At 72.0% G+C, this 23,870-nt stretch carries 20 protein-coding genes and 1 pseudogene; 13 read left to right on the forward strand and 8 right to left on the reverse strand.

Translation table 11 applies throughout. The features are described 5' to 3' along the window. Window positions 1-20: 20 nt before the first annotated feature. The gene (locus AC3A3J_RS03550; protein ID WP_487670978.1) at window positions 21-4,823 is read right to left on the reverse strand and encodes an Lhr family ATP-dependent helicase; all 4,803 of its coding nucleotides are present in this window, start codon (window positions 4,821-4,823) and stop codon (window positions 21-23) included. A 70-nt stretch (window positions 4,824-4,893) separates the two neighbouring features. Between AC3A3J_RS03550 and AC3A3J_RS03555 the strand changes: the two genes are divergently transcribed. Then, on the forward strand, window positions 4,894-5,301 hold the full coding sequence (locus tag AC3A3J_RS03555; RefSeq protein ID WP_487670979.1) for a DUF6157 family protein: 408 nt from the start codon (window positions 4,894-4,896) through the stop codon (window positions 5,299-5,301). Window positions 5,302-5,326: 25 nt separating this feature from the next. On the opposite strand, the gene AC3A3J_RS03560 is transcribed toward AC3A3J_RS03555, so the two are convergent. Then, window positions 5,327-7,021 (reverse strand): ABC-F family ATP-binding cassette domain-containing protein, encoded by a 1,695-nt coding sequence (locus AC3A3J_RS03560; RefSeq protein WP_487670980.1) that lies wholly within the window; start codon window positions 7,019-7,021, stop codon window positions 5,327-5,329. A gap of 256 nt (window positions 7,022-7,277) precedes the next feature. After that, window positions 7,278-7,934, reverse strand: coding sequence for an alpha/beta hydrolase (locus AC3A3J_RS03565; RefSeq protein WP_487670981.1), 657 nt, complete (start codon window positions 7,932-7,934; stop codon window positions 7,278-7,280). Between the two features lie 25 nt (window positions 7,935-7,959). Here AC3A3J_RS03565 and AC3A3J_RS03570 point away from each other — a divergent pair, with 25 nt between their 5' ends. Beyond that, window positions 7,960-8,562 (forward strand): NUDIX hydrolase family protein, encoded by a 603-nt coding sequence (locus AC3A3J_RS03570; RefSeq protein WP_487670982.1) that lies wholly within the window; start codon window positions 7,960-7,962, stop codon window positions 8,560-8,562. Window positions 8,563-8,611: 49 nt separating this feature from the next. Here AC3A3J_RS03570 and AC3A3J_RS03575 read toward each other — a convergent pair whose 3' ends face one another. Continuing rightward, entirely contained in the window at window positions 8,612-9,676 is a 1,065-nt protein-coding gene (locus tag AC3A3J_RS03575; protein ID WP_487670983.1) for a threonine aldolase family protein, read from the reverse strand. Between the two features lie 81 nt (window positions 9,677-9,757). On the opposite strand from AC3A3J_RS03575, the gene AC3A3J_RS03580 reads away from it, so the two are divergent. After that, window positions 9,758-11,167, forward strand: a complete 1,410-nt coding sequence (locus AC3A3J_RS03580) for an MFS transporter (RefSeq protein ID WP_487670984.1) — start codon at window positions 9,758-9,760, stop codon at window positions 11,165-11,167. A 235-nt stretch (window positions 11,168-11,402) separates the two neighbouring features. On the opposite strand, the gene AC3A3J_RS03585 is transcribed toward AC3A3J_RS03580, so the two are convergent. Further along, window positions 11,403-12,059: an SDR family NAD(P)-dependent oxidoreductase gene (locus tag AC3A3J_RS03585; RefSeq protein WP_487670985.1), complete on the reverse strand. Its 657-nt coding sequence runs from the start codon at window positions 12,057-12,059 to the stop codon at window positions 11,403-11,405. A 91-nt stretch (window positions 12,060-12,150) separates the two neighbouring features. Next, window positions 12,151-13,590, reverse strand: a complete 1,440-nt coding sequence (locus AC3A3J_RS03590; RefSeq protein WP_487670986.1) for a DUF6421 family protein — start codon at window positions 13,588-13,590, stop codon at window positions 12,151-12,153. 72 nt (window positions 13,591-13,662) lie between these two features. Between AC3A3J_RS03590 and AC3A3J_RS03595 the strand changes: the two genes are divergently transcribed. Genes AC3A3J_RS03595 through AC3A3J_RS03605 form a run of 3 tightly spaced genes read left to right on the forward strand, consistent with a single transcriptional unit; the run spans window position 13,663 to window position 15,437 of the window. Continuing rightward, on the forward strand, window positions 13,663-14,124 hold the full coding sequence (locus AC3A3J_RS03595) for an Lrp/AsnC family transcriptional regulator (RefSeq protein ID WP_487670987.1): 462 nt from the start codon (window positions 13,663-13,665) through the stop codon (window positions 14,122-14,124). 9 nt (window positions 14,125-14,133) lie between these two features. Beyond that, the gene (locus AC3A3J_RS03600; protein ID WP_487670988.1) at window positions 14,134-14,424 is read left to right on the forward strand and encodes a DUF4287 domain-containing protein; all 291 of its coding nucleotides are present in this window, start codon (window positions 14,134-14,136) and stop codon (window positions 14,422-14,424) included. A gap of 38 nt (window positions 14,425-14,462) precedes the next feature. Then, the gene (locus AC3A3J_RS03605; protein WP_487670989.1) at window positions 14,463-15,437 is read left to right on the forward strand and encodes a 1,4-dihydroxy-2-naphthoate polyprenyltransferase; all 975 of its coding nucleotides are present in this window, start codon (window positions 14,463-14,465) and stop codon (window positions 15,435-15,437) included. Window positions 15,438-15,507: 70 nt separating this feature from the next. On the opposite strand, the gene AC3A3J_RS03610 is transcribed toward AC3A3J_RS03605, so the two are convergent. Both AC3A3J_RS03610 and AC3A3J_RS03615 read right to left on the reverse strand, forming a co-directional pair. After that, window positions 15,508-15,798: a DUF4229 domain-containing protein gene (locus AC3A3J_RS03610; RefSeq protein WP_487670990.1), complete on the reverse strand. Its 291-nt coding sequence runs from the start codon at window positions 15,796-15,798 to the stop codon at window positions 15,508-15,510. 35 nt (window positions 15,799-15,833) lie between these two features. Continuing rightward, window positions 15,834-16,658 (reverse strand): hypothetical protein, encoded by an 825-nt coding sequence (locus tag AC3A3J_RS03615; RefSeq protein WP_487670991.1) that lies wholly within the window; start codon window positions 16,656-16,658, stop codon window positions 15,834-15,836. Between the two features lie 148 nt (window positions 16,659-16,806). On the opposite strand from AC3A3J_RS03615, the gene AC3A3J_RS03620 reads away from it, so the two are divergent. The 7 genes and pseudogenes from AC3A3J_RS03620 to AC3A3J_RS03650 all read left to right on the forward strand — a co-directional run bounded on the left by AC3A3J_RS03620 (window position 16,807) and on the right by AC3A3J_RS03650 (window position 23,763). Further along, the gene (locus AC3A3J_RS03620) at window positions 16,807-17,787 is read left to right on the forward strand and encodes a glycosyltransferase family 2 protein (RefSeq protein WP_487670992.1); all 981 of its coding nucleotides are present in this window, start codon (window positions 16,807-16,809) and stop codon (window positions 17,785-17,787) included. Beyond that, window positions 17,784-19,157, forward strand: coding sequence for a polysialyltransferase family glycosyltransferase (locus AC3A3J_RS03625; protein ID WP_487670993.1), 1,374 nt, complete (start codon window positions 17,784-17,786; stop codon window positions 19,155-19,157). The genes AC3A3J_RS03620 and AC3A3J_RS03625 overlap by 4 nt, the downstream gene beginning before the upstream one ends. Before the next feature lies 1 nt (window position 19,158). Further along, window positions 19,159-20,418 (forward strand): cytidylyltransferase domain-containing protein, encoded by a 1,260-nt coding sequence (locus tag AC3A3J_RS03630; protein WP_487670994.1) that lies wholly within the window; start codon window positions 19,159-19,161, stop codon window positions 20,416-20,418. A 96-nt stretch (window positions 20,419-20,514) separates the two neighbouring features. Further along, window positions 20,515-21,387, forward strand: a complete 873-nt coding sequence (locus AC3A3J_RS03635) for an N-acetylneuraminate synthase family protein (RefSeq protein ID WP_487670995.1) — start codon at window positions 20,515-20,517, stop codon at window positions 21,385-21,387. After that, entirely contained in the window at window positions 21,384-22,832 is a 1,449-nt protein-coding gene (locus tag AC3A3J_RS03640) for a DUF6716 putative glycosyltransferase (protein WP_487670996.1), read from the forward strand. Before AC3A3J_RS03635 ends, AC3A3J_RS03640 begins: the two co-directional genes overlap by 4 nt. 129 nt (window positions 22,833-22,961) lie before the next feature. Continuing rightward, window positions 22,962-23,034 (forward strand): annotated as a pseudogene (locus tag AC3A3J_RS03645). Between the two features lie 51 nt (window positions 23,035-23,085). Next, window positions 23,086-23,763, forward strand: a complete 678-nt coding sequence (locus tag AC3A3J_RS03650) for a DUF3800 domain-containing protein (RefSeq protein ID WP_487670997.1) — start codon at window positions 23,086-23,088, stop codon at window positions 23,761-23,763. Window positions 23,764-23,870: the final 107 nt, after the last annotated feature.

The following is a 23,870-nucleotide window of genomic DNA, read 5'->3' on the forward strand; positions in this document are numbered from 1 at the left end:
GGTCTCAGGGTACGGGCGGATCAGGCGGCCTTGCGCAGGGCGTAGCCCCGCGGCGTCGCGACGAAGCCCGCGTCCTGCAGGGCGAGGGCGAGAGGCGTGCCGTACACGCCCTCACCGTCGATCTTCTCGACCGTGAGGGTGTCGAGACGGCGGGCGCGGGCAGTGGCGGCGAGGTCGGCAGCCGCAGCCCGCAGCACGGTCTCGTCGTCGGTGAACGACAGCACCGTGCGGCCGCCCCGTTCGAGGTAGAGGACGAGCGCCCCGTCGACGATCACCACGAGACCCCCGGCCTTGCGTCCAGGGCGGTGCGAGACGCCCTCGCGCTTGGGCCATGCCAGCGCAGCGCCGTACGGATTGGCGGGGTCGGTGGCGGCGAGCGTCACCGCGGTACGCGGGGGCGGATCGGCGAGACCGGCGAAGCTGCGCAGCCGATCGACCGTGGCAGACGCCGCGAACTGGGCTGCGCCGAGCTTCTCGATCACGTAGCCGCGGCGGCAGTGCCCTGCCTCCTCGAAACCGGCGAGCACCCGATACGTCTGCGCGAAGCCGCCCGGTACGCCCTCGGCCTGCACGGAGCCCCGGGTCACCACCCCGTACCTGTCGAGGAGGAGTCCGGCCGCGACGGTCGCGCGACGGGCGGCATCGGTCTCGGCGGCGGGCAGCAGCGACCAGCGCCCGCCCACGGCGGTCGGCCGTGGAGCCGTGCGGGTGAGCGAGACGCCGCGGTAGGTACGGGTGCGCGGAGCGCGGCGCTTCACGCGGTGCGCCTGCGACCCTCCCGCCAGCAGCGAGCGGATGGGTGCGAACGTGTCGTTCGTCACATGGCCCGACCAGGTCAGGTTCCACAGCGCCTCGAGCACGGACTGCTCGTTCTCGGCCCCCGCCATCTCTTTCAGTTGGGCGGCGAAGTACGCGCCTCCCGCGTCGAGTGCGCCCAGCAGCCGAGCATCGAGCGAGTCCGCCGCGATCTCGGCGTCGGGTTCGGGCAGGGTGAAGGGCGCCAGATCGGCGGGATGCAGCGAGACCCATCCGTCGCGCCCCGGCAGGGTGCCGTGGCCCGACCAGATCACCTCGCCCGACGACGTCAGCTCGTCGAGCATCGCGGGGGAGTAGTCGCGCACGCGGGAGGGCAGCACCAGCGATTCCCAGGCGCTCGCCGGGATCGGGACCCCCGCGAACTGCTCGATCACCGCGAGCACCCCGTCGATGCCCTCGAGGGGGCGGTGCACGTGCTGCCAGTCGGGCAGGAATCGGGCGAAGGCCTCGGGCGAGACGGGCTCGACGCTCCCGCGGATTGCGGCGAGCGAGCGCATGCGCAGGCGGCGCAGCACCTCGACGTCGCTCCACTCGATGTCGTCCTTCGAGCCGCCGCTCCCGCCCGCTGCCTCGGGCAGGAAGAAGCCGCTCGTGAGGCGACCGGCCGTCTCCAGACGCTGCAGCGTGTGCCGGGCGACGGCGGCGCCGATGCCGAACCGATGGGCGACGGCATCCGTCGTGAAGGGGCCGTGCGTGCGGGCGTAGCGGGCGACGAGGTCGCCGAGCGGATCGGCCAGCGGTTCGAGGAACGCGACGGGGATGCCGGTGGGCAGCGCCGCACCCAGCGCATCGCGCAGGCGGCCGGCGTCTTCGATCGCCGCGATGCGCACGACCCCCGCGATGGTCACCGGGATCGCGCGTCGCGCCTGCACCAGGGCCTCGAGGTGCGCGGCGGCCGCGTCGAGCAGAGCGGGCGACGGGGCGGGCGTCGCGGCGGATGCGGTGGGCGTGCCGTCGCCCGCCGCGTGCGCTCCGGAGCTTCCCTCCTCGGCATCCGTCGCGGAGGTGCCGGTCTCGGGTGTGAGGGTCTCTGGGGTGCCGGCGCCGACGGCCGTGGCCTCGAGGGTGTCGGACCCCGGCGCGGCGGATTCGGCCGCCTCGCCCTCGGGTGCGAGACGCGCGGCGACCTCGGCGGCATCGAGGGGCCCGAGCAGACGCAGGAGGTCGGCCACGCCTTCGAGTCCCCGTGCGCGGCGCTCGGGGTCGAGGCGCTGGGCCTCGCGTTCGAACTGTGCGATGACCGCGGGGTCGAGCAGCTCGCGCAGCTCGACCGTGCCGAGCAGTTCGCCCAGCAGCGCCGGGTCGACCGACAGTGCGGCGGCGCGGCGTTCGGCGAGAGGGGAGTCGCCCTCGTACATGAAGGCGCCGACGTATCCGAACAGCAGATCGCGCGCGAACGGCGACGGCTGCGAGGGCTGCGTCTCGACGAGACGGATGCGGCGGTCGGCGATCGAGGTCGCGAGACGCCGCAGCGCCGGGAGGTCGTAGACGTCTTGCAACACCTCGCGCAGCGTCTCGAGGATGATCGGGAACGTCGGATGCCGTCGCGCCACCTCGAGCAGTTGCGCCGAGCGCTGGCGCTGCTGCCAGAGCGGGGTGCGTCTGTTCGGATTCGTGCGGGGCATGAGCAGCGCCCGCGCGGCGCATTCGCGGAAGCGCGAGGCGAAGAGCGCCGACCCTCCCACCTCTTCGGTGACGAGGTGCTCGAGCTCGTCGGGTTCGAAGACGAAGAGTTCCGCCCCCGGAGGCTCGGCGTCGGCGTCGGGGATGCGCACGATGATGCCGTCGTCGCTCGCGACCGCCGACCCCTCGACGCCGAGGCGCTCGCGCACGCGCGCGTTGATGGCCAGCGCCCAGGGCGCGTGCACCTTCATGCCGTACGGGGAATGCAGGATGACGCGCCAGTCGCCCACCTCGTCGCGCCCGCGTTCCACCGTGAGGGTGCGATCGGTGGGCAGGGTGCCCGTGGCCTCCTGCTGCTCGGAGAGATGGGCGAGAAGGTTCGCCCTGGCCTGCTCGTCGAGGCCCGCATCGATGAGACGCTGCGCGGCCTTGGCGGGCGTCGCCGACGAGACCTCGCGGGAGAACGCGCCCAACGCCTCGCCGAGCTCGAACGGCCGGCCGATGCCGTCGCCGTGCCAGAAGGGCACCTTGCCCGGCTGGCCGTACGCGGGGATCACGTTCACACGATCGTGCGTGATCTCGGCGATGCGCCAGCTCGTCGTGCCGAGCGTGAACACGTCGCCGACCCGCGACTCGTAGACCATCTCTTCGTCGAGCTCGCCGACGCGCGCACCGGTGGACTCGCCCGCGACGAACACCCCGAACAGGCCGCGGTCGGGAATGGTGCCGCCGCTCGTGACGGCGATGCGCTGCGCACCGGGGCGCCCGGTCAGGGTGCCGGCGTCGCGATCCCACACGAGGCGTGGACGCAGCTCGGCGAACTCGTCGGAGGGGAAGCGGCCGGCGAGCAGGTCGAGAGTCGCCTCGTAGGCCGAGCGCGGCAGCGTCTGGAAGGGAGCGGACCGGCGCACCGTCTCGAACCACTCCTCGACGCTGATGGCCCCGAGCGCGCTCGCCGCGACGGTCTGCTGGGCGAGGATGTCGAGCGGGTTGCGGGGCACCTGGATCGCCTCGATCCGGCCCGCCAGCATCCGCTCGGTGACGATCGCGGTGTGCAGCACGTCGCCCCGGTGCTTCGGGAACAGCGCCGCCCGGCTGATCTCGCCGACCTGGTGTCCGGCGCGGCCGACGCGCTGCAGGCCCGAGGCGGCCGACGGGGGAGCCTCGACCTGAATCACCAGGTCGACCGCTCCCATGTCGATGCCGAGCTCGAGGCTGCTGGTCGCGACGACGCAGCGCAGCACACCCGACTTCAACTCCTCTTCGACCTGCGCGCGCTGCTCTTTCGAGACCGAGCCGTGATGCGCCTTGGCGAGCACGGCGTCGGCACCCGCGGTCGCGCCGGCCTGGGCCATCATCTGCGCCGGCGGCTTCGCCTGATCGGCGTCGGGCAGCGGCACGCCGGTGCGCTCGGAGTAGATCTCGTTCAGCCGCCCGGTGAGCCGTTCGGCGAGGCGGCGCGAGTTGGCGAAGACGATGGTCGAGTTGTTCTGCAGGATGCGGTCGACGATCGCCTCTTCGACGTGCGGCCACACCGACCCCGTGACCTCGGTGTACTCGGCCTCGTCGTCGCCCCCCGAGGACGCGGCGCCCGGCGGAGGCGGCGGGTTGGTCATGTCGTCCATCGGGACGACGACGCCGAGTTCGAAGGTCTTGGAGGCGGGAGGAGCGACGATCTCGACCGGGGCCGCGCCGCCGAGGAAGCGCGCGACCTCGTCGATCGGCCGCACCGTGGCCGAGAGTCCGATGCGCTGCGCCGCGGTCTCGGCGCCCGCATCGGCGCGCAGCCGGTCGAGGCGTTCGAGACTCACCGCGAGGTGCGCCCCGCGCTTGGTCGCCGCCACCGCGTGCACCTCGTCGATGATGACCGTGTGCACCCCGCGCAGGGTGTCGCCCGCGCGGCTGGTGAGCATGAGGTAGAGCGACTCGGGGGTCGTGATGAGGATGTCGGGCGGGTCGGAGACGAGCTTGCGCCGGTCGCTCGACGTGGTGTCGCCCGACCGCACACCGACCGTGACGGCGGGAGCGGCGACACCGAGACGCCGCGCCGACTGCCCGATGCCGACGAGCGGCGAGCGGAGGTTGCGTTCGACGTCGACGCCGAGCGCCTTCAGCGGCGAGATGTAGAGGATGCGCGTGCGCGGCACGTCTTTCGGCGGCGTGCGCTCGGCGGATGCCTCGGCCATCCGCTCGCGGAAGACGCTGTCGATCGCCCAGAGGAACGCAGAGAGCGTCTTGCCCGACCCCGTCGGCGCGACGACGAGTGCGTGGCGGCCGGCCGAGATCGCCTCCCACGCCCCGGCCTGCGCGGGGGTGGGCGCGGAGAACGCCCCCCGGAACCAGTCCTGCGTGGCGGGGGTGAAGCGTTCGAGAACGTCACTCATCCCCTCCATCTTGGTCGAGGCCTCCGACATCGGGGGTGCCGTTGTCGGAGGCGGGGCGCATGCTGTATCCATGGCGCACACGACGAACTACTCCGCGACCTTCATCGAGGTCGCCGACGACTGCCCCGCCCGGCGCGGCGAAAAGCCGACCGTCGCCGAGAACCCGTCGATCGCCGCGCTGCACTATCGGCTCATCGGCGAGCATCCGTACACCCGCACGTCCGACGACGTCGTCTTCGCCACGTACGCGCTGCGCAGCGGGGTCGATGTCGACGACACCGCCGCGCGGGAGGAGTTCTTCTCCGTGGGGCGCCCGTGCCTGCGGTCCTCGCCGCTCGGCAAGCGCTACGGCTGGGGCATCCACCACGACGCGCAGGGCAGGGTCGCGCTCGTCGCCCGCGACTCCGAGGAGTACGCGCGGCTCGCCGCCGACCCGGCCCTTCGTCACACACGCGCCATGCGCAACAGACGCGCCTGACCCCGGCGCCCCCGCGCAGACGTCTTCACACCTCCCGCACCCCCTCCCGGTCGATCTCGAGGCGCAGATCCAGGTCGAGCCGATCGAGGAAGGCATCGTCGTGGCTCACCACGAGCACCGCGCCCCGGTAGGCCGTGAGTGCGGCGACGAGCTGATCGACCGTGTCGAGGTCGAGGTTGTTGGTCGGCTCGTCGAGCACCAGCAGCTGAGGTGCCGGGTCGGCCAACAGCAGCACGGCCAGGGCGGCGCGGAACCGCTCGCCGCCCGAGAGCGCCGAGACCGGCCGGTCGACGGCCGCGCCGCGGATCAGGAAGCGGGCGAGACGGTTGCGCAGCTCCTTCTCGGGCACCCGGGGTGCCGCCTCCCGCACGTTGTCGAGCACCGACCCCGCGTCGTCGAGCCCGTCCACCCGCTGCGGCAGGTAGCCGACGTGCGCCACGTGCACCTCGCCGGTCGCGGCGGGTCGGCCATGACTCAGGACACCCGGTTCCGACGGCGTCCCGTCGGGGCGCCCCGTCCGCAGATTCCCGTCCGTCTCCCGCCGTCCATCGTCGACAGGTCCTGAGTTGTGGACGCGGCCGGCGACGAGCTGTTCGAGCATCGTCGTCTTGCCCGCGCCGTTGCGGCCGATCAGCGCGACGCGCTCCGCGCCCTGCACCACCCACGACCGCTCGGCATCTGCGATCGTGGCGATCCGCCGCGTGCGGGCCACTCCCGGGTCGGGCAGCTCGATGCTCATCGCATCGTCCGAGCGCACGCGGCGACCCGCCTCGTCGAGCGCGGCGCGTGCGGCATCCTCTTTCGCGCCGACCTCGGTACGCAACCGGCCCGCCGACACCTCGGCGGCCATCCGGCGTCCGTGCGCGACGATCTTCGGCACGCGCTTCTCGGCCTCGGCCTTCTTCGCCGTGCGGGCACGGTGCGCCAGCGTGACCTCGGCCTCGATGCGCTGCCGCTTCTCCTTGCGCATGGCCTGTGCGGCATCGCGTTCGGCCTGTCGGGCGGCATCCTGCTCGCCGTCCAGCCATGCGCGCCACGCGGAGTACGGGCCGCCGAACACGCTCAGCGTGCTGCCGTACAGCTCAGCCGTCGCATCCATCTGTTCGAGCAGCGACACGTCGTGGCTGACGACGATGAGCGTTCCCTTCCACGTCGAGACCAGCCGTGAGAGCGCCGCTCGGGCCTCGCGGTCGAGGTTGTTGGTCGGCTCGTCGAGCAGGGTGATCGGTGCCCGCCGCAGGCGGATGCCGGCGATGGCGACGAGCACCGCCTCGCCGCCCGAGAGCTCGCCGACGCGTCGGTCGAGGAGTGCGGGATCCAGGCCCGCGTCGGCGAGGGATGCCTCGGCGCGCGCCTCGACGTCCCACTGATCGCCGACCGCGTCGAAGTGCGCCGGATCGACGTCGCCTGCGGCGATCGCGCGCACGGCGTCGAGCGGCTCGGCGATCCCGAGCAGGTCGGCGACGCGGCGATCGACGTCGAGCGTGAGCTGCTGCGGGAGGTACGCGACCTCGCCGCTCGTGGTCACGGTTCCGGACGAGGGGGTCAGATCGCCGGCGATCAGGCGCAGGAGCGTCGACTTGCCGGCGCCGTTGCGACCGACGAGCCCGGTGCGGCCCGCCGTGAACGCGCCGGACACGGCGTCGATCGCGATCGAGCCGTCGGGCCAGGCGAACGAGAGGCGGTCGAGGACGACCGCGGAGGACGGGGTGGATGACATGGGTGTCTCCTGTCGTGTGCGGGATGCACTGACGCCGCGCCCGTGGCGGCACACGAGAGAGGTGCGGCGGGGCGGAGGTGGCCGGTGGAGTCGGCGATCGTCGGGTCAGCGCGCGGGAAGAGGAGCGCGGAGGCGACGGATCAGATCAATGGACTTCCAGACACGGCGGACAGGACGCCACGACGATACCCGCGCTCGCCGGATGCGTGCAACCCGGGCGTGTCGCGGGGCGCCGGCACGCGGCCGGGCGCTCGCGTCAGCGCAGGGCCACCCGGTCGAGCCAGTCGGAGAGGAATCGGTGCACGTCGCCGAGCTCCTCCTCGGAGATGCTGTGGGTGAGGCCGGTGTAGACGCGTCCCGACAGGTCGGCGTGGTCGGGCAGCCACTGCGAGGTGTGGGCGATCAGCGCCGGAGGGATCACGTCGTCGGCCGATCCGCGCCCCCAGAACACCGCGGGGCGCGAGGCGCGCAGGGCCTCGTCTCCCGGCAGCTCGCCGGGAGACGCGTACCCGCTGAGGGCGACCACCGCGCCGAAGCGCTCCGGGGCCAGACGCAGGGCCTGCAGCGAGACCGCGGCGCCCTGCGAGAAGCCGAGCAGAGCGATGGAGGGAGCGTCGGCGGCGGCGGCATCGGTCCACCCCAGCAGGGCGCGCGCGGCGGCGGTGACGGCATCCGCACTGCGTCCGTCGAGGCCCTCGATCGGGTACCAGGAGCGGCCGGGCGTGGGGAAGGGCGGCGCGAGGGGAGCGGCGACGGATGCCACCGCGATGCCATCCGGCAGGTATCCGGCGAGACCGAGGAGGTCGTGCTCGTCGGCACCGTAGCCGTGCAGCAGCACGAGAAGCGGGCGCCCCTCCCGGTCGCCGGGTGCCCAGAGGGTGGCGGAGTCGTCGATCATCAGCTCGTCGCGCATCCTCCCATGCTGGTACAAAAGAGGGATGGCGGTGCGCACACCTGATCCCGACCCCGAGCCCGACGACGGCATGGGCGCGTTCAGCGGCGGCCAGCCGCCGGCCCCCGACGCGAACCCCGGGTGGCTGAGCGACATCGAGCTCGAGGAAGCCCGTCGGCACCTTCCGATGCTCTACGTCGAGGCGATCCCGGTGCGCACCGACGGCTCGGGCCAGGTGACAGAGATCGGCATCCTGCTGCGCTCCACGCCCCTGGGCGAGATCACCCGCACCATCGTCTCGGGGCGCGTGCGGTTCGGCGAGACCATCCGCGACGCCCTCTTCCGCCACGTCGAGAACGACCTCGGCCCGATGGCGTTCCCGCTGCTGCCGCCGCAGCCGCTGCCGTTCACGGTGGCCGAGTACTTCCCGATCCCGGGGGTCAGCGCGTACCACGACGACCGTCAGCACGCGGTGTCGCTGGCCTACGTCGTGCCCGTGACGGGCACGTGCGAGCCGCGGCAGGACGCGCTGGAGGTCACCTGGTTCTCGCCCGAGGCCGCCGGTTCCGACGCCGTGTGGGCCGAGATGGAGGGCGGCCGCGGCACGCTCGTCCGGCAGGCGCTCGCGCACCTCGGCCTGCTGCGCTGAGCGCCGCCCCGTCAGCGGCGGGCCGCTGCGCCGAGCCGCGCCGCGACCGTCACGAAGTGAGGCGCGAGAGCTCGGCGACGAACGCGTCGACGTCGTCCTCGTGGGTGTCGAAGGAGCACATCCAGCGCACCTCGTTGCGTGCCGGATCCCAGTCGTAGAACCGGAACGACTCGCGCAGACGGTCGGCGACGCCGTCGGGGAGCGTCGCGAAGACGCCGTTCGCCTGGGTGGGCTGGGTGAAGGAGACGCCGGTGATCGTGCCCGCGGCGATGCCCTGCTCGATCTCGGCGCGCAGACGGGCGGCCATCGCGTTGGCGTGCCGGGCGTTGCGCAGCCAGAGGTCGCCCTCGAGCAGCGCCACGAGCTGCGCAGACACGAAGCGCATCTTCGACGACAGCTGCATGTTGAACTTGCGCGAGTACACGAGCCCGTCGGATGCCTCGGGGTTCAGCACCACGACCGCCTCGCCGAGCATGGCGCCGTTCTTCGTGCCGCCGAAGCTGAGCACGTCGACGCCGGCGTCGCGGGTGAAGGCGGCGAACGGCACGCCGAGCGCCGCGGCCGCGTTCGACAGGCGCGCGCCGTCCATGTGCAGCTTCATGCCATGACCGTGCGCGTGGTCGGCGATCGTGCGCACCTCGTCCGGCGTGTACAGGGTGCCCAGCTCGGTCGACTGGGTGATCGACACGACGAGCGGCTGCGCGCGGTGCTCGTCGCCCCAGCCCCAGGCTTCGCGGTCGATCAGTTCAGGGGTGAGCTTGCCGTCGTCGGTGGGCACGGTGAGCAGCTTGAAGCCGCCGATCTTCTCGGGGGCGCCGCCCTCGTCGACGTTGATGTGGGCGGTGGAGGCGGCGATGACCGCGCCCCAGCGCGGCAGCATCGACTGCAGCCCGGTGACGTTGGCGCCCGTGCCGTTGAAGACGGGGAACGCCTCGGATGCCTCGCCGAAGTGCGCACGCACGACCTCCTGCAGACGCGCGGTGTACACGTCGCTGCCGTAGGCGCCCTGGTGGCCGTCGTTGGCTTCGGCGATGGCCGCGAGGACCTCGGGGTGGATGCCGGAGTAGTTGTCGCTGGCGAAGCCCCGCACCGCGGGGTCATGCTGAATCGTCACCGATCCAGCCTAGTCGGGCGGCACTCGCGCCGACGCGAAGTGCCCCTGTTCGATGTCGGTGGTGCGACGTACCCTCGATCCATGCAGCGGACCGTGGAGAGCAGGGCGTTCCTGAACGTGCTCGTCAACACGCTGATCGCCAACGTGACGACCAGCTTCCTCTGGTTCGCGCTCACCTTCTGGGTCTACATCGAGACGCAGTCGGTGCTCGCGACCGGGGTCATCGGCGGCGCCTACATGCTGTTCGTCGCCTTCTTCGCCATGCTGTTCGGCACGATCGTCGACCGTCACCGCAAGCACGCGGTCATGCTGCTGTCCAGCGTGATCTCCGCGGTGGCCTTCCTGGCCGCCGGCGTGCTGTATCTCGCGCAGCCGGAGTCGGCGCTCCTCGACCTCGGCGGGCCGTGGTTCTGGCTCTTCTCCGCCGTCATCCTCTTCGGCGGCGTGATCGAGCAACTGCGCAACATCGCGCTGTCGACGACGGTGACGCTGCTCGTGCCCGAGGAGCGGCGCGCGAACGCGAACGGCCTGGTCGGCACCGTGCAGGGCATCGCCTTCCTCATCACCAGCGTCTTCTCCGGACTGTCCATCGGCTTCCTGGGCATGGGGTGGACACTGGCGATCGCGATCGCCGCGATGGCGGTGACGTTCGTGCATCTGCTCTTCATCCGCATCCCCGAGGGCGACCCGCAGGTCGACGCCGAGGCGAAGAGCGCCCTCGACTTCCGCGGCAGCGTGCGCGCCATCCGCCTCGCCCCCGGGCTGTTCGCGTTGATCGTCTTCTCGACGTTCAACAACCTCATCGGCGGGGTCTACATGGCCCTGATGGACCCGTACGGGCTGACGCTCTTCGACGCGCAGACGTGGGGGTTCGCGCTGGCGTTCGCCTCGACCGGCTTCCTCATCGGCGGCGGACTCGTGGCGAAGTTCGGCCTGGGGACCAAGCCCGTGCGCACCATGCTGCTCGTCGTGATCGCCATGGGCGTGCTCGGGGCGGTGTTCATGCTGCGCGAGTGGTGGTGGCTCTACGTGCTGGGCATGTGGGTCTACATGGCCCTGGTGCCGCCCGTCGAGGCCGCGGAGCAGACGGTCATCCAGAAGGTGGTGCCGTTCGAGAGGCAGGGGCGGGTGTTCGGGGTGGCCGCCGCGATGGAAGCCGCGGCCGCGCCGATCACGGCCTTCCTCATCGCGCCGATCGCCGAGTTCCTCATCATCCCGTTCATGGAGAGCCGCGAAGGGCAGCAGCAGTGGGGGTGGCTGCTCGGCGACGGCGAGGCCCGCGGCATCGCGCTGGTCTGTCTGTTCGCCGGACTCGTCATGGTGGTGGCGGGCACGCTCGCGTTCTTCACGAAGTCGTACCGTCGTCTCACCGAGCTCTACGCCGAGGCGCCCGAGCAGGACCTCGCTCCCGCCGATCCGAACGTGCAGGCGACCCCGGAGCGGAGTGCGCCGGATGCGCCGCCGATCGTGCCCGGCGCCTCGCAGCTCTGAGCGGTTTCCGCGCACGCGCGCGAGACACCGCATCCAGTGCGAGACACCACGCCGACCGCGGTGTCTCACGGCGCGCGTGGTGTTTCGCGGCGCGCGTAGCGTCTCGGCGCAGCGGCGGCCGGCGCACGCGCCCGAGACACCACATCCACCGCGAGACATCACGCCGCCCGTGGTGTTTCGCGGCGCGCGTGGTGTCTCGGCGCGGATGCGGCGCGGGCGAGAGCGGGCTTCGCGGTCAGTCCAAGGCGATGACGCGGTCGTTCAGCGACGCTGCGCCGAGGTCAGAGGCCTCGTCGTCCCACAGGGTCAGTAGGCGCATGGCGAGCGCATCGGGGTCGAGCGCCTTCGCGCGGAAGACGACGGATGCGGCACGCAGCGGCTCCCCGGCCTCTCGCGCGGCCTTCGCCCACCCCTGCGCGACCGCGCGCGTCCACGCCTCGCTCGCCGCCTTCACCGCTGCATAGTTCGCCCCTCCGGCGAGCGGACGGCCGACCGCGGTCGATGACACGATCGCGAAGCGTCCGGCATCCGCCGCACGCAGGGCCCCGTCGAACGCCCGACTCGTCGCCCGCACCGCCTCCAACGCGGGGAGGAGGGCGTGGAAGTCCTCGTCGGACTGCCCCCCGAGCCCTCCGCCCCCGCGCCAGCCCCCGACCAGCGGCACGACAGCATCCACCCCCACGCCGGCATCGTCGAGCCGGGCCGCGAGCGCCGTCATGTCGGACAACGACGTCGCATCTGCGACCTCGATCCGCGCCCCGGCATCGGCCAGCGCGGCCAGGCGCTCCGCCGAGCGGCCGGTCGCGACGACCCGCCACCCCGCCGAGAGCAGGGCGCGGGCCACCACCAGGCCCGCCGCGCTGGAGGCGCCCGCGAGAACGACCGTCTTCATACTCACCTCTCGTGGCGTGCCGTCGCTCCCGCCGCCGGATCAGCGGGCGTCCGCCCGGTCGGTCCGGCCGCGGGAGTGCGACGCGCTCTGCTCAGTCGTCGGTGCCGCGGATGCCGACGGTCGACTCGATGACGGTCTTCATCTTCTTGTCGAGCGCCTCGAAGAACATCGACAGCGGGAACTCGTCGTCGAGCACGGCGTCGGTGTAGCCCTTCGGCGCCCCGGCGAGGATCTCGTCGGACAGCCCGCGGGCCCACTGCGAGGCCGGGTGCGGGGTGAGCACCGAACGCACGAGGTCGTACGCGGCGAGCCAGTGCGCCGTCTTCGGGCGGTCGATCGAACGCCAGTACAGGTCGTCGATCGCATCGCCGAGCGCGACCACGGCGTCGGGCACCGCGTCCCAGTCGAAGGCGAGGGCGGTGTCGGTCCAGTGCAGCACGCCGCGCTGGTGCAGCCAGGCGAACAGCAGCTGACCGCCGAGGCCGTCGTAGTTGCGCACGCGCGACCCTGTGATGGCGAAGCGGAAGATGCGGTCGAAGATCACGGCGTACTGCACGAGCGGCGCGTGGGCGAGCATGTCCTGCTCGGTCTCGAGCAGCTCCTCACCGGCCTCGACGCGCGAGGTGAGACCACGCTGGATCTTGACCGACTCGCGGAACGCGGTGAGGTCGCAGCGCAGCTCTTCGAGCGAGTAGAGGAAGAACGGCATCCGCTGCTTGATCATGAACGGGTCGAACGGCAGGTCGCCGCGCATGTGCGTGCGGTCGTGGATGATGTCCCACATCACGAACGCGCGCTCAGTGAGCGCCTGGTCGTCGAGCATCTCGGCGGCGCGCGCGGGCAGCTCGAGCTTGGTGATCTCGGCGGCGGCGCGCGTGACACGGCGGTAGCGGGCGGCCTCGCGGTCCTGGAAAATCGCGCCCCACGTGAACGAGGGGATCTCGCGCATCGCGACGGTCTCGGGGAACAGCACGGCCGAGTTGGTGTCGTAGCCGGGCGTGAAGTCGACCAGGCGCAGCGAGACGAAGAGCTTGTTGCCGTAGTCGCCGGCCTCGAGGGCGCCGATGAACTCGGGCCAGATCGTCTCGACGATGAGCGCCTCGACGAGGCGGTCGCTCGACCCGTTCTGCGTGTACATGGGGAACACGACGAGGTGACGGATGCCGTCGACGCGGTGCTCCTGCGGCTGGAAGGCGACGAGCGAGTCGAGGAAGTCGGGCACGCCGAAGCCCTCCGCGGCCCAGCGGTCGAAGTCGACGACCGAGGCGGCGAGGTACTCCGCGTCGTGCGGGAAGGCGGGGGCGAGCGCGCGGATGCCGGCGGTGATCGCCGCGACGAGGTCGCGCGCCGTGGCGTGGTGTGCGGCGTCCGGGATCGAGCCGTCCTTGATCTGGAATTCGCGGATCGCGGTGGCGGCCTCCTTGAGCTGCGCCCAGGCGGCGGAGGTCTCGGCGGTGGCGGCGTCCTCGACGACCTCGGGTTCGCCGACGATGGCCGAAGCTGCAGAGCTGTGGGCGGAAATGATGGACATCGGGACCTCCTATCGAGGAAATTGCCGGAAACTTTCCTGTCAATACGGAAAGCAAACGATATTCTTACACGTATGGATGACGCTGTCGACCGCCAGATCCTTGCCGAGATCACCCGAGACGGGCGCGCCACGCTCGCCCACCTGTCGGATGCCGTCGGTCTGTCGGTCTCGGCCGTGCAGTCGCGGCTGCGCAAGCTCGAGACGCGCGGCGTGGTGACGGGCTACCGCGCCCTCCTCGATCCCGAGCAGGTGGGCACGCCGCTGTCGGCGTTCATCGAGATCACCCCGCTCGACCCCGCCCAGCCCGACATCGCGCCCGAGCAGCTGCAGCACCTCAGTGCGATCGAGGCGTGCCACTCGATCGCGGGCGACGCCAGTTACATGCTCTTCGTGCGCGTCGCGTCGCCGCGGGCGCTCGAAGACCTCGTGCGCGACATCCGGGCCGCGGCGTCCGTGAACACCCGCACCACGGTCGTGCTGCAGACCTACTACGAGAACCGCCCCGTCCTTCCCGACGCCGCACCCGCGCACTAGAGTTCTGCCATGTCGTTCCAGGTCTATCTCGACAAGATCGAGGCGCAGACCGGGCTCACGCCCCGGCAGTTCATCGAGCTCGCGGCGCAGCAGGGCTTCGACGAGATGACCAAGGCCACCCCGGTGCTGAACTGGTTGAAGCAGGAGTACGGGCTGGGCCACGGGCACGCGCAGGCGATGGTGCACGTCATCCTCAAGGGGCCGAAGATCGACCCGAAGCATGTGGGGAAGGGCGGGGCGCACGGCGACAAGAGCGACACGCTCTGGCTCGACGGCAAGGACTCGAACCCGAACGCCTGACGCCGGGCCGCATCGGCGGCACGACTAGGATTCCCTGCGTGGCAGCATCCTCGAAGCGCAAGAAGTCCGCACCCGGCGTGAGCGGCAATCCGGCCCGACGGGCGAGCGGTCCGAACCGCGGATCCGTGGTCGAGACGAAGCCCGTGACCCTGGGCGACTGGATCGGCGCCGCCCGTCTGCGCACCCTGCCGCTCGCGATCGCGCCCGTGCTCATAGGCACCGGAGCCGCGCGCAGCACCGGCCCCGAGTTCCACTGGGTGATCGCGCTGTTCTGCCTCGCCGTGGCCGTGCTGCTGCAGATCGGGGTGAACTTCACCAACGACTACAGCGACGGGGTGCGCGGTACCGATGCCGTGCGCGTCGGGCCCGCCCGCCTCACCGCCTCCGGACGGGTGAAGGCCCGAACGGTGCTGATCGTCGGGCTGTCGTTCTTCGCCCTCGCGGGCCTCGCGGGCCTCGCGATCGTGGTGCGCACGCAGCAGTGGTGGATGCTCGCGGTCGGCGCCGCCTGCATCGTCGCCGCCTGGTTCTACACCGGCGGCAAGCGCCCGTACGGCTACGCGGGCCTCGGCGAGGTGTTCGTGTTCGTGTTCTTCGGCCTCGTCGCCACCCTCGGTACGACGTGGGTGCAGATCTTCGCCCTGCCGCAGCAGGCCTGGCTCGGCGCGATCGCGGCCGGTCTGTTCGCCTGCGCGGTGCTGCTCGCCAACAACCTGCGCGACGTCGACCAGGACCGCCGTGTGGGCAAGCGCACGCTGACGGTGCTCATCGGGCGCCGGGCCACGCAGATCCTCTTCACGCTCTTCGTGCTGGTGCCGTTCGGCATCGCCGCGGTTCTCGCCCTGCTGTTCCCCATCGCCTGGCTGTCGCTGCTGGCGCTCCTCGCCGGTCTCCCGGCAATTCTCATCGTGTGGACCTACCGCCAGCCGAAGGAGCTCGTCGTGGCGCTCGCGCTCACGTCGCTCACGTCGCTGCTGTACGCCGGCGCCCTGTTCTGGGCGTTCGTGGGCTGAGGCTCCGCACCGCGATCAGCTGCGGCAGTCAGCTCCGGCGGTCGTCGTCCTCGGCGGTCAGCTGCGGCCGTCAGCTCCGGCGGTCGTCGCCCTCGGCATCCTCGACCGCCGCGTCCTCGGCGGCGGCGTCGTCCTGGCGAGGAGAGCGCGCGGCGCGGCGTTCGGCCAGTGCCGCCGACGCCTCGCTGAGCGGTCGCCGCAGGAACAGCATCGAGATGCTCGTGCCGATGAGGGCGGCGAAGATCGCCGCGAGCCACCAGAACTCCCGGAAGATCGGGAAGAACACCCAGAGGATCGCGAGCGGCACGAGGAACGCGAGCAACCGCAGCACGGAGTAGACGAAGAAAGGCGCGGGCTTCACCCTCCGATTCTACGAGCCGCTGTCTATGCGGGGCCTCACAGCCCGATGCGGGCGAAGGGGATGCCCCGCACGACGCGGTGGAACGGATGCTCGCCGAGTGTCCACAGCATGCGCTCCTCGGGGTCGAGGGCGAGGTCCTCGCACCCAGGGGGCAGGTGCTGCGCGTGCGGTTCGAGGGCGTCGCCGCGGCCGGTCCACAGCGTTCCGGGCTTCATCAGCGACGACTGCGAGACGAGAGTGCGGTCGCCCCAGCGCACGACACCCTGCATGCGCGGGATGCCCGGTTTCACGTCGCCGTGGGGCGCGAAGCCCGTCTCGGCGCCGTCGGGGATGGCGAACTCGCCGATGCGGCCCTCGTCGTCGCGGCGGTACTCGCCGATGAGCACGCGTCCGGTCGGAGTGCCGTCGTCGTGGAAGGTACGACCGAGGAACGAGCAGCGCAGGTCGACCGGATGCACGTGCGAGCGCACCGCCACGAGGCGCGACCGTCGCAGGAACCCGCGACGCACCCGATGCAGTCCCGCCAGGTCGAACTCCCAGATGCCGTCGCGGGTGGCGGCGACGAACAGTCGGTCGCCCACCCAGGCGAGGCCTCCGGCGTGGATCGGTGCGGGCCGTAGAGCGCCGTCGTCGCCGCGGATCGCGAGATGCACGTCGATGTGCCGGGCGCGCTCCTGATCGATGAACACCACGCGCGACCCGAGATGGGTCCCGTCGCGCTGCTGCCGGAACCAGCTGACGGCGAGGGCGCGGCGGCCGCGCAGCACTCCGACGTCGATGCCCTGCGGGTACCAGCGGTTCGTCCAGGCCCGCGCGGTCCACCAGCGCAGATCGCGGGTCTCGCCGGTGCGGCGCAGCATCCGCCGCCCTCTCGTTCCCGTCCATCGCATCCGTCCATCGTCACATGCCGCGCCGCTCATGGCTCAGGACACCCCGCGTTCACCGCCGCGTCGCCGACCGGCAACGCACGGCTGAGACGATGCGGCGACCGACCACCCCGGGAGATCCGTGCGCAGCCCCCTCGTCACCGCCATCGTCCCCGCGAAGGACGCCGGCGCCTTCCTCGCGACGACGCTCGAGACGCTGACCCGTCAGTTCGACGACCCGGCCGCGCTGAAGCTCGTCGCGATCGACGACGGGTCCAGCGACGACACGGGCGCCATCATGCGGCGCTACGCCGAGCGCTTCCCGCACGCCGAGGTGCTGACCAACCCGCACGCGCGGGGGCTGGCGAGCGCGCGCAACCAGGGCCTCGCGCATGTCGAGGGCGGGGCGTTCTGCTTCGTGGACGGCGACGACTGGATGCAGCCGCAGCGCCTCGCCGTGCTGGCCCGCCGTCTCGACGAACTGGCCGCCGACTTCCTGCGCACCGATCACGTGACGGTGCGCGATGCCGAGCGGATGCTGGTGCGGGCGCCCCACCCGTGGCGCGAGGCGAGGGTGTCGCCGCGCGACGCCATCCTGCCGGAGGGGGAGACGACCATGGTCGACTACCCGTTCGCCTGGGCGGGCATCTTCCATCGGCGCATGCTCGACACCGGGCTCGTTTCGTTCGACGAGGGGCTGCACACCGCCGAGGACCGCCCGTGGATCTGGCGGCTGCACCTCGGCGCGTCGAGCTTCGCCGTGGTCGACGCTCCGGCGCTGCTGTACCGCCGCGGTGTCTCGACCTCGCTCACGCAGGTGCGCGATCGGCGGCAGCTCGACTTCGCCCGGGCGATGGCCGCTGTCATCGATGTCGTCTCGCGCGACCGCGAGGCCGACCGGTTTCTGCCGAAGGCCGTCACGACCGCGCTCGCGCTCAGCAGTCGCCATCTCGTGCGGGCGCGGCGCATGCCGCGTGCGCTGCGGGGCGAGATGCGTGCGGCTATCGTCGGCCTGCTGCGGCGCCTGCCTCCGGGCGAGGTGCGCCGGGCGATCGCGTCGACCGAGGGCTCGCGGCGCCGGGTGCTCGCCGGCGTGCTGCGCGAGGCGGGGCGCGGCGCATGACGCAGATCTTCGTGCTGCACAGCGCGTACGGCCTCGCGACCGCCGCGGCCGCGATCGACGAGGGACTGCTCGGCGACGGCGACTCGGGGGCGAGCGCCGATCGGCTCCTGGTGCCGGTCGTGTCGTCGCGGGTGCCCGAGACCGTCGTCGGGATCGGCGCGGATGCCGCGCTCGAGCCGCTCCGTGCACGATTCGACCGGGTCGACGAGCTCGAGGCGCTGCTGGGTCCGCTGCATCCGGGCGGGTGGGAGCCGGATGCCGTCGACCTGCCGTTGCTCGAGCGGCTGTTCCGGCGCGCGTGGCACCTCGACGGCGACATCGAGCTGTGCGTGCAGAGCCCGCAGGTCGCGCCGGCCCGCACGCTCATGTCGCTCTTCCCCTCGGCGCGCATCACGATCATCGGCGACGGGCTGATGACGTACGCACCGATGCGCGTGGCCCTGCCGCACACCGTCGCCGCGCGCATCGTGCGCGTCGTGCACGCCGACGTCGTGCCGGGAGTCGCGCCGCTCGTCGCGTCGCCGACCGCGGCCGTCGTGCCGGTCACGGCGGAGGAGTTCGGACGCGTACTCGCCGAGACCGACGACGGCGATTCCGTGCTCGACGACGCCGGACGCCCGCTCGACGACGGCACCTCCACCGTGCTCGTGCTCGGTCAGTACCTCTCCGCCCTCGGACTGGTGTCGGCGCGCGAGGAGATCGGCCTGCAGCGGCAGCTCGTCGACCGGGCCCTCGCGTGGCGCCCCGACCGCATCGTGTTCAAGCCCCATCCGGCGGCCCCGCCGCTGCACACCGAGGCGGTGCGCGAGCGCGCACTCGCCGGCGGTGCGGAGTTCGCCGAATACCGCGGCGCGCTCGCCGCCGAGGTGCTCGCCCACCGGCTCGGCGCACGCGGGGTGGTCGCGGCGTTCTCGACGGCGCTGCCGACGGTGCGAGCCGTGCACGGCATCCCGATCGCCTCCGTCGGCACGGCGACGCTGCTGCAGCGGCTCACCCCGTTCGAGAACAGCAACCGCCTGCCGCTCACCCTCGTCGACGCGCTCACCCGCGAGTCGTCGCCGTATGCGGAGCCCGATCGTCTCGCGGCACTGGTCGACGCGGTCGGTTACGCGATGCAGCCGCGCCTCGCCGGTCACCTGCGCGCACGGGCGTCGGCGCTGCTCGCGGCGCTGCCCGCGGAGGAACGCGAGCGCTACTTCTCGATCGAACGACTGCGCGACCTGGCATTGCCCGGCGCGCCGGTCGAGGGGCCGATGCGGCGGATGCTGCGATCGACCGGGGGCACGGGCCGCGTGGAGCAGTTGCGGCTGACCGCGGCGGGGGCCCGACGACGCGCGGGGCGCGTGTGGCGAGTGATGCGAGGACGATGAGATGACGGACGACAAGACGACGCGGGCCGGGGTCGCGGAGGTCGCAGCCGGACGGGCGGCGACCACGGCGGCGACCGAGGCGGCCACAGAGGCGGCGGCCACGGCGGAAGCGCGCGGCGAACGGGTGGCGGCGATCATCCCGGCCCGCGGCGGTTCGAAGGGGGTGCCGCGCAAGAACCTCCGCCGCGTCGGGGGCATGCCGCTCGTGGTGCGGGCCATCCGCGCCGCGCGCACCGCGGGCATCCCGCTGATCGTCGTCTCCACCGACGACGACGAGATCGCATCGGTCAGCGCCGCGGCGGGCGCGCGCGTCGTGCGGCGGCCCGCCGCGCTCTCGGGTGACACCGCCTCCTCCGAGAGCGCGATCCTGCATGCGCTCGACGAGCTCGACGCTGCGGGGGAGCGGATCGACATCGTCGCCTTCCTGCAGGCCACCTCGCCCTTCCTGCCCTCCGACGCGCTCGCCGCGGCCGTGGCCCGCGTCGGCGCCGACGAGGCCGACAGCGTGTTCGCGGCTCACGAGACCTACGGCTTCCTCTGGGAGCGCGCGGCCGACGGGGGCGCCGTCGCGTTGAACCACGACGCCGCGCTCCGACCGCGGCGGCAGGACCGCACCCCGCACCACCTCGAGACCGGCGCGTTCTACGTGTTCCGTGCCGATGCCTTCCGCCGCAGCCGCCACCGCTTCTTCGGCCGCATCGCGATCGCCGAGGTTCCCGAGTGGACGGCGATCGAGATCGACGACGAGCATCAGTTGCGGGTCGCGCAGGCGCTCGCCGCCGTGCACGACGTGCCGGAGCCGATCGACGTGCGCGCCGTGGTCACCGATTTCGACGGGGTGCACACCGACGACACGGCGATCATCGACGCCGACGGCGGGGAGCGGGTGCGGGTGAGCCGGGAGGACGGGATGGGCGTCGCGCTGCTGCGACGGGCCGGCGTGCCCCTGCTCATCCTGTCGACCGAGGTGAACCCGGTGGTGCGCGCGCGAGCCGAGAAGTTGCGAGTGCCCGTGCTGCACGGCATCGACGACAAGGAGCGGGCGCTGCGCGAGTGGGCGGCGGGCGAGGGCATCCCGCTCGCCGAGATCGCCTACCTCGGCAACGACGTCAACGACCTCCCCGCGATGCGCATCGTCGGCTGGCCCGTGGCCGTCGCGAACGCGCACCCCGACGTGCGCTCCGCCGCGCGGGTGGTGCTGTCGCGCACCGGCGGGAACGGCGCCGTGCGCGAGCTCGTGGAGCGGGTGTTGTCGCGTTGACCGCGTTCCGGTAACCCCGGCGTCGACGGTCGTTCACCCTCGCGGCGTAGCCAGGAGGGGCGGGGTGTTCCGCACCGCTCGACGACCGGAGGAATCATGACTGTCAGCATCGGATCGCGCGTGATCGGGGGCGGTCGCCCCGCGTACGTCATCGCCGAGATCGGCCTGAACCACAATGGGGACGTCGACATCGCCAAGCGCCTCATCGACGTGGCGGCGAAGGCGGGAGCGGATGCCGTCAAGTTCCAGAAGCGCACGCCCGAGATCTCCACCCCCGCGCACATGCGCGACGTGCCGCGCGAGACGCCCTGGGGAACCATGAGCTACCTCGACTACCGCCGCCGCGTGGAGTTCGGGCGCGACGAGTACATCGAGATCGGCGACCACGCCACGATGCTCGGCCTCGACTGGTTCGCCTCGCCCTGGGACGTGCCGAGCGTGGTGTTCCTCGAAGACCTGAACGTCGTGGCGCACAAGGTCGCCTCCGCCAGCCTCACCGACACGGAGCTGCTGGTCGCGCTGCGCGAGACCGGCAAGCCCGTCATCCTCTCGACCGGGATGTCGACGATCGAGCAGATCGACCGCGCACTCGACACCCTCGGCACCGACCGCGTCGTGCTGATGCACGCGACCTCGACCTACCCCCTCGAGCCCGAGGAGGCGAACCTGCGGGCCATCGCTACGCTGCGCGACCGCTACGCCGGCATCCCCGTCGGATACTCGGGCCACGAGCGCGGCCTGCAGATTTCGCTGGCCGCCGTCGCGATCGGCGCCGTCGCGGTCGAGCGCCACATCACCCTCGACCGCACCATGTGGGGATCCGACCACGCGGCCTCTCTCGAGCCCACCGGACTGGAGCACCTGGTGCGCGACATCCGCGTGATCGAGAAGGCGCTGGGCGACGGTGTCAAGCGCGTGTTCGACAGCGAGCTCGCCCCCATGGCCAAGCTCCGCCGCGTGCCCGCATGAGCATGCGGCTCCCGGCCGTCGAGCCGGGGCTCCGGGTCGTGGCGATCGCCGACGCCGATTCGTTCGTGAAGTGGTCGGCATCGCTGCTCGCGTCGGTCGCGGGCATCCGGCCGCGTCTGCTGCTGGTGACGACGCCGCTCACCGTGAGCGCGGCCCAGGAGCGCACGGCGCTCGCCGGCACGGGCATCCGCCCCGAGGATGTCGTGCGGGTCGAGTTCCGCGATGCTGAGCAGTGGCTCGCGCGCGAGCGACCCGATGTGGTCGTGCTCGCCGGGCGCGGGCCGTTCGTGCGGCTGATGGGCCGCGTGATCGACGCGCTGCCCGAGCGTCCGGTGACGGTGTCGGGGCTGCCGGGCATGGCGATCCCCGCCCAGCGGGGTGCCCTGGAGTACCGCCGTCACACCGACCTCCTCGTCGTGCACTCGCACCGCGAGGAGCGGGCGTTCGCCGAGCTGGGTCGCCACACCGGCGTGCACGTGCCGACCGCGCTCGCGACGCTGCCCTTCGCCCGGGGACGGGAGCGGATGCTCGCGACCGATCACGACCGTGTGCGGGCGCTGTCGTTCGCCGGTGGCGGGGGAGGTGCGACGGCGGGGGCCACGGTCGGTGCCGGTGTCGTCGAGCGTCCTCGCGACTCCGCGGAGCACGCACCCTCCGCGCGGCGTCGCGCTGCGACGGACATCGTGTTCGCGGCGCAGGCCCTGGTGCCCGTCGAGCGGAGCGAGCGGCAGAAGATCGCCGAGATGCTCGTGCGCGCGGCCGAGGTCGACCCGCAGCGGCGCATCGTGGTGAAGCTGCGGTCGCGCCCGGGGGAGGCCGAGACCCACCTCGAACACGACTCCTACACCGGGCTCTTCGCCGGGCGGCGTCCCGAGAACCTCGTGTTCTCGTACACGTCGATGGCCGAGGCGCTCGAGACCGCCGCCGGTCTCGTGACGGTGAGCTCGACCGCCGCGATCGAAGCGCTCGCGCTCGGCGTTCCGGTGATCGCACTCGACTCGTACGGGGTGCGCAAGTCGCTGCTCAACACCGTGTTCGTGGGGAGCGGCCTGCTGGGCGGCGGCCGCGAGGTCGTCGGCGGGCGCTTCCGGCAACCGCATCCGGACTGGCTGCGCGACAACTACTTCCACCCGACGCGGGAGTCGACGTGGTGGGACCGCGTCGAGGAACTCGTCGCCCTGCGCCGCGCCGGTGGGTTGCCCGCGCGGCGGGTGCCGGCGGCGCGCGGCGGGATGCTGCACGCGGTGTGGCATCGTGCGAGCGTGCTCGGTCGGGAGGACCGCACGTTCGGCGGCGCGGTCGCCCTGGCGCTGGGCGCGCCCGCCACCCGTGCGCTCGCGGCGGTGCGGCGCGGCCGAGCGTCGGGCCCCGGGCGCACATGGATGGATGCCTCCACCGACTACACGCTCGAACCGAGCCCGCTGAAGGACTCGATCCGGCGGTGAGGGGTGACGGCGACGGCGGGTGACGCTTGCCTTCGTCGCGCGGCCGGCTCCCGTCACACACCGACGCACACGGTCATCTCGCGGAATGTCCAGGCCGCGCGGCCCATCGGCCGGTAACGTCGGGGCCATCGCGGCGATCCGGGTGGTCCCGGGCCTCAGCTCATACCTGACGGTGTTGCGGGTTCGACTCCCGCCGTCGCGTCGAGGGTCGGCATCCCGCCGTAGCGTCGGAGGCTGGTCATATGCTCCGCGGGTGGCGGTGATCTATCTCTATGCCGACGAGACCGGCAACCTCGACTACAACGCTCCGACGTCCCCGACCGAATCCGGATACTTCGGTTTCGGCACCGCAGTATTCACAGACGAACACGGGGATGCGCTGTGGAAGGGGCATGCTCTGCGGACGCGACTCGCCGGGAAGGGGCTGCACCTCCCGAGCGGCTTCCACGCGAAGAATGATCGCGTCGCCACGCGCAACGAGATGTTCGCGGTAGTGAAGGAGTTGGCCCCTCGAATCGATACGACCTTCCTCTACAAGCCGAACGCCGATGAAACGGTGAAGGCGAGGGGGCAGATGTACCTGTACAAACTGGCGTGGTACCTCCACATCAAGGAGGTGGTGACGCGGGTCTCGACGGCGCGAGACACTCTCGTGATCGTGACAGGGAGCTTCGGGACCAAGGAACGTGCGACCCGGGCCTATAACGCCGTTCGAGAGGTCTGTGAAGGGATCGATCGGCGAATCACGCTCTGCGTCTGGGACGCGCCGACCTCATGGGGCCTGCAGGTCGCCGATTATGCGCTCTGGGGTGTGCACCGTGAGCTCGTCGGGAAAGGCGGAGCCTGGTTTCGCGAATCGGTCGCTCCGACGCTGGCGACGACCTTCATGCCCTGGGGCGCGGCTCCAAAAGATGTGCCGGCTATCCCTTGAAGGGAAGAGATCCCCTGGACCTCTTTTCACCGGCACCGCGAGACTAGCAGACCCCTCGGACAGCGGGTTCGACTCCCGCCGTCGCGTCGAGGTCCGGCATCCGGGAT

The sequence above is a fragment of the Microbacterium sp. Soil_N32 genome (assembly GCF_057655505.1).

Coding starts and splice junctions, on each gene's coding strand:
- AC3A3J_RS03550 (WP_487670978.1), bottom strand. CDS start 4,823: ATGAGTGACGTTCTCGAACGCTTCACCCCCGCCACGCAGGACTGGTTC.
- AC3A3J_RS03555 (WP_487670979.1), top strand. CDS start 4,894: ATGGCGCACACGACGAACTACTCCGCGACCTTCATCGAGGTCGCCGAC.
- AC3A3J_RS03560 (WP_487670980.1), bottom strand. CDS start 7,021: ATGTCATCCACCCCGTCCTCCGCGGTCGTCCTCGACCGCCTCTCGTTC.
- AC3A3J_RS03565 (WP_487670981.1), bottom strand. CDS start 7,934: ATGCGCGACGAGCTGATGATCGACGACTCCGCCACCCTCTGGGCACCC.
- AC3A3J_RS03570 (WP_487670982.1), top strand. CDS start 7,960: ATGGCGGTGCGCACACCTGATCCCGACCCCGAGCCCGACGACGGCATG.
- AC3A3J_RS03580 (WP_487670984.1), top strand. CDS start 9,758: ATGCAGCGGACCGTGGAGAGCAGGGCGTTCCTGAACGTGCTCGTCAAC.
- AC3A3J_RS03585 (WP_487670985.1), bottom strand. CDS start 12,059: ATGAAGACGGTCGTTCTCGCGGGCGCCTCCAGCGCGGCGGGCCTGGTG.
- AC3A3J_RS03590 (WP_487670986.1), bottom strand. CDS start 13,590: ATGTCCATCATTTCCGCCCACAGCTCTGCAGCTTCGGCCATCGTCGGC.
- AC3A3J_RS03595 (WP_487670987.1), top strand. CDS start 13,663: ATGGATGACGCTGTCGACCGCCAGATCCTTGCCGAGATCACCCGAGAC.
- AC3A3J_RS03600 (WP_487670988.1), top strand. CDS start 14,134: ATGTCGTTCCAGGTCTATCTCGACAAGATCGAGGCGCAGACCGGGCTC.
- AC3A3J_RS03615 (WP_487670991.1), bottom strand. CDS start 16,658: ATGCTGCGCCGCACCGGCGAGACCCGCGATCTGCGCTGGTGGACCGCG.
- AC3A3J_RS03625 (WP_487670993.1), top strand. CDS start 17,784: ATGACGCAGATCTTCGTGCTGCACAGCGCGTACGGCCTCGCGACCGCC.
- AC3A3J_RS03630 (WP_487670994.1), top strand. CDS start 19,159: ATGACGGACGACAAGACGACGCGGGCCGGGGTCGCGGAGGTCGCAGCC.
- AC3A3J_RS03635 (WP_487670995.1), top strand. CDS start 20,515: ATGACTGTCAGCATCGGATCGCGCGTGATCGGGGGCGGTCGCCCCGCG.
- AC3A3J_RS03640 (WP_487670996.1), top strand. CDS start 21,384: ATGAGCATGCGGCTCCCGGCCGTCGAGCCGGGGCTCCGGGTCGTGGCG.